This window comes from Roseateles sp., assembly GCF_031397715.1.
Taxonomy (GTDB): domain Bacteria; phylum Pseudomonadota; class Gammaproteobacteria; order Burkholderiales; family Burkholderiaceae_C; genus Paucibacter_A.
In genome coordinates this window covers 1-4,596 of sequence record NZ_JANNMI010000110.1, presented here as the reverse complement: position 1 = coordinate 4,596, position 4,596 = coordinate 1, and the positions used below count along the sequence as shown (strand labels likewise).

The following is a 4,596-nucleotide window of genomic DNA, read 5'->3' as shown; positions in this document are numbered from 1 at the left end:
GGACCCGGCCTTCTTTGGCCTCTACCAAATCCCCCTGCTGGCCGGCCAACTGGGTGCCGCACCCGGCGGCGGGCTGGTGCTGGATGAGCCGGCAGCGCGCGCCTTGGGTTGGAGCAGCCCCGAGCAGGCGCTGGGTCAGACGCTCAGCTATGTGATGACCGGGCTGAACCAGACCCAGAGCGCCTGGCCGGTGGTGGCCGTGGTGCCGCAGCAAGTGCTGGAGAGCACCCGCGAGGCGGCCCGCCCCCATGCGTTCTTGCTGCAGACCGGCGCCCACAACATGGGCGGCGTCCCCGCCGTGCTGAATCTACGCCTGCGGCCAGGCAGCCAGGCCGAGCCCTTGCTGGCGCCCTTGTGGGCACGCTTCTTTGCCGACGAGCCCTTGGCTTATGAAATGGCCGAACACACCTTGATGGCCGCCTACCAAGCCGACCTGCGCATCGGCCAACTGGTCAAGGCCTGCGCCCTGCTGGCGCTGGCGCTGGCCGGCTTTGGCGTCTATGCCTTGGCGGCCTATCTGGTGCAGCGCCATGCCAAGGAAATCGTCTTGCGCAAGTTGCACGGCGCCTCCGGCCTGCAAGCGATCAAGCAGCCGCTGCGCGAGTTCGCCGCGCTGCTCGCTTGTGCAGCGTTGTTGGCCTTGCCGCTGGCGGGGGTTCTGGGCGAACAATATCTGGCGCAGTTTGCCGACCGGGTGCAACTTGGCCCATGGCCGGCCTTGCTGGCGCTGGCCGGCTTGATGGCGGTGACGCTACTGGCGAGCTTGCGCCACGGCTTGGCGGCATTGGCCATGCGGCCGATCCTGGCCTTGCGGGACTGAAATGAGTGGCTCAGCCGGCCACAACACGCTCGCCCAGCAGGCTGCGGCATCGTTCTTCATGTTGGTTGATTTCGGCCAGCGTGATCTCGATGTCATCGAGCTGCTGCTCCAGCGCATGGCGGTGCTGCTGCAAGACCTGCAAGAAGGCCTTCAACTGCGGCGCCGCCCCAGTGGAAGCGTCATACATATCCACCAGTTGTTTGATCTCCTGCAGCGTCAGCTTCAGGCGGGTGCGGTCGCGGTGGGTGTAGACCCGGTTGCGCCCGGAGCGGGACGGCTCCAGCAAACCCATGTCCTCATAAAAGCGAATCGCCCGCGGCGTGATGTCGAATTCGGCCGCCAACTCGGTGATGGTGAACAAACGGGCGGTACTTTCGGAGGTGCTCTCGGCGGAAGGGGTGGCGCTGGCTTCGGTACTCATGGCTAAACTGGGGTCTTGTATGCAATGACGTTAACGTAAACGGAAGTCTACATGGCCAACCCCCGCGAATCAGAACTTCATTACCCCTTCGGCGATGCCCTGCCCACCGCCGGCGGTGTGCTGGAGATTGCGCCCGGCGTGCGCTGGCTGCGCATGGGCCTGCCGTTTGCACTGGATCACATCAATTTGTGGTTGTTGCGCGATCAAGTGGACGGCCAAGACGGCTGGGCCATCGTTGACTGCGGTGTCGCCAATGACGGGACAAAAGCCAACTGGGAGCAGGTGTTTGCCGAGCACCTCGATGGCCTGCCGGTGCTGCGGGTATTCGTCACGCATTTCCACCCCGACCATATGGGGCTGGCGGCTTGGCTGACGGACAAATGGCAATGCCGACTTTCAATCAGCGCCACCGATTTCAATCTGGCCCGGCTGGCCAGCGGCTCGACCGTGGGCATGGGCGGCGTAGCGGCGGCGGCCTTCTTTGCCAGTCATGGTTTGACCGACGAAGACTCGCTGGCCAAGATCCGCGGGCGCGCCAGCTATTACCCCAGCATGGTGCCGGCCGTGCCGAGCAGCTATCGCCGCTTGATGGACGGGATGAGGCTCAAGATTGGCGCGCATGAATGGGTTTGCCACACCGGCTATGGCCATGCGCCTGAGCACATCAGCCTGCATTGCCCGGGCCGGGGGCTGTTGATCTCCGGCGATATGGTGCTGCCGCGCATCTCCACCAATGTGTCGGTCGTCGATGTTGAGCCCGAGGCCGACCCCTTGACGCTGTACCTGGCCTCGCTGGAACGCATGTTGGCGTTGCCGCCCGCTACGCTGGTACTGCCCTCGCATGGCAAACCGTTCATCGGCCTGCATGCGCGCGTTGACCAATTGCGCGAACACCACGCCGAGCGCTTGGATGAGGTGCTGCAGGCCTGCGCCGCCAAGCCCTGCCACGCCGCCGAGCTGTTGGAATTGATGTTCAAACGCAAGCTCGACCTGCACCAGACCACGTTTGCGATGGGTGAGTCGGTCGCGCACTTGAACGCGCTGTGGCTGAGCGGCCGCCTGCACCGCCATTTGGACAGCGACGGGATCTACCGTTTCAAGACCGTTTGAACCTGGGTTGAAGCCCGGCGGCGGACGAAAAAAAACCGTCGTCGACCGGCGCTTTTCAGCGTTGGACGACGACGGGTTTTCGGCCCCTTTTATGGCATCTGACTCCAGCTTGACGCTGGAGCGAATCTGCGCCGTGCAGACTCTTGATGCAGGTGATGACAGCAAGTGCCCGCAGTGTGCGGGGGGCCTCACCGATCAACAACCCCCCCTAAAGTAGGAGCGGCTTGCAATTCATTCGGCGGTGATGGATTGATCGCGCAAATGGCCGCGCGCCACCTGGTAGTCGGGCAGCACCGAGGCGACCACGGCCCAGAAGCGCGGGCTGTGATTCATCTCGCGCAGATGGGCCAGCTCATGCGCGACCACGTAGTCGATGATGTCGGGCGCAAAGTGAATCAGCCGCCAGTTCAGCCGTATCGAGCCATCACTGCTGGCGCTGCCCCAGCGGGTCTGGGCCGAGCTCAGGCGCAACTGCTTCATCTGCACACCCAAAGCCTGCGCAAATTGCTGGCAGCGCGGCTCGAACACCGACCTGGCACGGCGCTTTAGCCAGGCCTGTACGGCGTCTCGGACCTGTGTCTCGGTCGCGCTCAAAGGCAGGCCCAGCAGAATCAAGCTGCCCGATTCATCCAGCCGAACACCGCTGAAGCCCGGGTCCAGGCGCAGCCAAACCGGCTGGCCCAGAAACTTCAGCATGCCGCCGTCGCGCCACTCAATCCGGGCCGCGTCGACACGCCTGGCGCGTTCCGTCTGTTCGAGCAGTTTGCGCAAAATCCAGTCCGCCTTTTGCAGCAGTGCGCGCTCGATATCGGCCTGCGGCAACCAGCGCGGCGCACTCACCCGCAGGCCTTCGCGGCCGACCACAAAACCAATGCTGCGCCGGCGCGCCCGCCTCAATTCGTAGGCCACAGGGTGGCCGCCCAGCTGTAGCGCACATAGCGGGTTAGATGGGCTGGATGGGCTGACGGCGCCGGCCAAACTCGGCACAGCCGCCGGCGGTTCGGCGCCGAACAGCGACAGCTGGGCGAGTCGCTTCAGCATCGGTCAGGCGTAGGCCGCGGGGTCAAGCCTGCGCATTTCGGCCTCGATCCAGCCCTCCACCTCGCGCATCAGCTCGACCGGTTCACGGCCTTGCGGCGCAATCGGTGGGCCGAAGGAGATGTCCACCACACCGGGGCGCAGCAGAAAACTCTTGCGCGGCCAGCAGCGCGCCGACGTGGCCGCGATGGGCACGATGGGCACGCCGGTTTCAATCGCCAAGCGGCTGCCGCCGGACTTGTACTCGCCCTTTTGGCCGCGCGCAATCCGCGTGCCCTCGGGGAACATGATCACCCAGTGGCCCATCGCCGCCAAGCGCTTGCCCTGTGCGGCCACCTTGCTCCAGGCTTGCGAGCGCTTGCTGCGGTCGATATGGATCATGTCCATGCGCGCCATCGCCCAACCGAAAAACGGCACATACAGCAGCTCGCGCTTGAACACATAGGCGAGTGGGTGCGACATCAGCGCCGGATAGGCAAACGCCTCCCAGGTGCTTTGATGCTTGGACAGCAGAATCACCGCCGACTTGGTGTCGGCCGCGCTCGGCAGGTGCTCCAGCCCATGCAGGCGCCATTCCACGCCGCAGATAGCTCGGGCGCCGTAAATCGACAGGCGCAGCCACGCGGCGCAGGCCCAATAGACCCGGTCACCCTTGGCGACGATGGAGATCAGCAACACGGCCGTCGCCCAAGGGATGACAGTGACGATCAAAAAAAGCACGAACAGCAATGAACGTAGAGCAGCGAGCAGCGATGACATTAATTCAGGTCTCCAGGGCCGGTAGTCGGGGGCAAAAGGGACTCGCCGCGGGCCTCCGCTTTGTTGCGGCGCTCGGTGTTGATCAAGCCCTCGGCAAACGCGCTCAGACTGGCATGCAGCTTGGCGCCGGGCACCAGCTCCACCAAGGCGGCCATTTGCTGCTCGTCCAGGTCGCCCAAGCGCTCGCTGCGCACCAGATGCGGGAGGCAACCGGCCGCCTGCGCCGTTTGCAGATCACGCAGCGAGGCGCCCACCATATGGACGTTGGCAAGGTCAACGCCAAAGCGCTCAGCGATCTGCGTCAACATGCCCGGCAGCGGTTTGCGGCAGTCGCAACCCTCTTCCGGCGTATGCGGGCAAAAGAAAGCGGCATCCAGCCGCCCGCCCTTCTCGGCTAACAGCTGATTCAGGCGGATGTGGATGGCGGTCAGCGAGGCCATATCCAGCA

Annotated in this window: 6 protein-coding genes; 2 read left to right on the top strand and 4 right to left on the bottom strand. The window is 64.5% G+C overall.

Going from position 1 to position 4,596, the window contains the following annotated elements:
- The coding region (locus tag RMO57_RS04855) for an FtsX-like permease family protein (protein WP_310384755.1) at positions 1–820 on the top strand (820 nt) is incomplete at its 5' end.
- A gap of 10 nt (positions 821–830) precedes the next feature.
- On the opposite strand, the gene RMO57_RS04850 is transcribed toward RMO57_RS04855, so the two are convergent.
- The gene (locus RMO57_RS04850; RefSeq protein ID WP_310384754.1) at positions 831–1,241 is read right to left on the bottom strand and encodes a MerR family DNA-binding transcriptional regulator; all 411 of its coding nucleotides are present in this window, start codon (positions 1,239–1,241) and stop codon (positions 831–833) included.
- A gap of 51 nt (positions 1,242–1,292) precedes the next feature.
- Between RMO57_RS04850 and RMO57_RS04845 the strand changes: the two genes are divergently transcribed.
- Positions 1,293–2,351, top strand: coding sequence for an MBL fold metallo-hydrolase (locus RMO57_RS04845; protein WP_310384753.1), 1,059 nt, complete (start codon positions 1,293–1,295; stop codon positions 2,349–2,351).
- A gap of 231 nt (positions 2,352–2,582) precedes the next feature.
- On the opposite strand, the gene RMO57_RS04840 is transcribed toward RMO57_RS04845, so the two are convergent.
- The 3 genes from RMO57_RS04840 to RMO57_RS04830 form a co-directional block, all read right to left on the bottom strand.
- Entirely contained in the window at positions 2,583–3,392 is an 810-nt protein-coding gene (locus tag RMO57_RS04840; protein ID WP_310384751.1) for a SprT family zinc-dependent metalloprotease, read from the bottom strand.
- A gap of 3 nt (positions 3,393–3,395) precedes the next feature.
- The gene (locus tag RMO57_RS04835) at positions 3,396–4,148 is read right to left on the bottom strand and encodes a lysophospholipid acyltransferase family protein (protein ID WP_310384750.1); all 753 of its coding nucleotides are present in this window, start codon (positions 4,146–4,148) and stop codon (positions 3,396–3,398) included.
- On the bottom strand, positions 4,148–4,596 hold a 449-nt coding region (locus tag RMO57_RS04830; RefSeq protein WP_310384748.1), incomplete at its 5' end, for an HAD-IIIA family hydrolase. The genes RMO57_RS04835 and RMO57_RS04830, both read right to left, overlap by 1 nt.

What these genes read in the sequence shown, in the direction of transcription:
- RMO57_RS04850 (WP_310384754.1), bottom strand. Translation starts at nt 1,241, where the DNA reads ATGAGTACCGAAGCCAGCGCCACCCCTTCCGCCGAGAGCACCTCCGAA.
- RMO57_RS04845 (WP_310384753.1), top strand. Translation starts at nt 1,293, where the DNA reads ATGGCCAACCCCCGCGAATCAGAACTTCATTACCCCTTCGGCGATGCC.
- RMO57_RS04840 (WP_310384751.1), bottom strand. Translation starts at nt 3,392, where the DNA reads ATGCTGAAGCGACTCGCCCAGCTGTCGCTGTTCGGCGCCGAACCGCCG.
- RMO57_RS04835 (WP_310384750.1), bottom strand. Translation starts at nt 4,148, where the DNA reads ATGTCATCGCTGCTCGCTGCTCTACGTTCATTGCTGTTCGTGCTTTTT.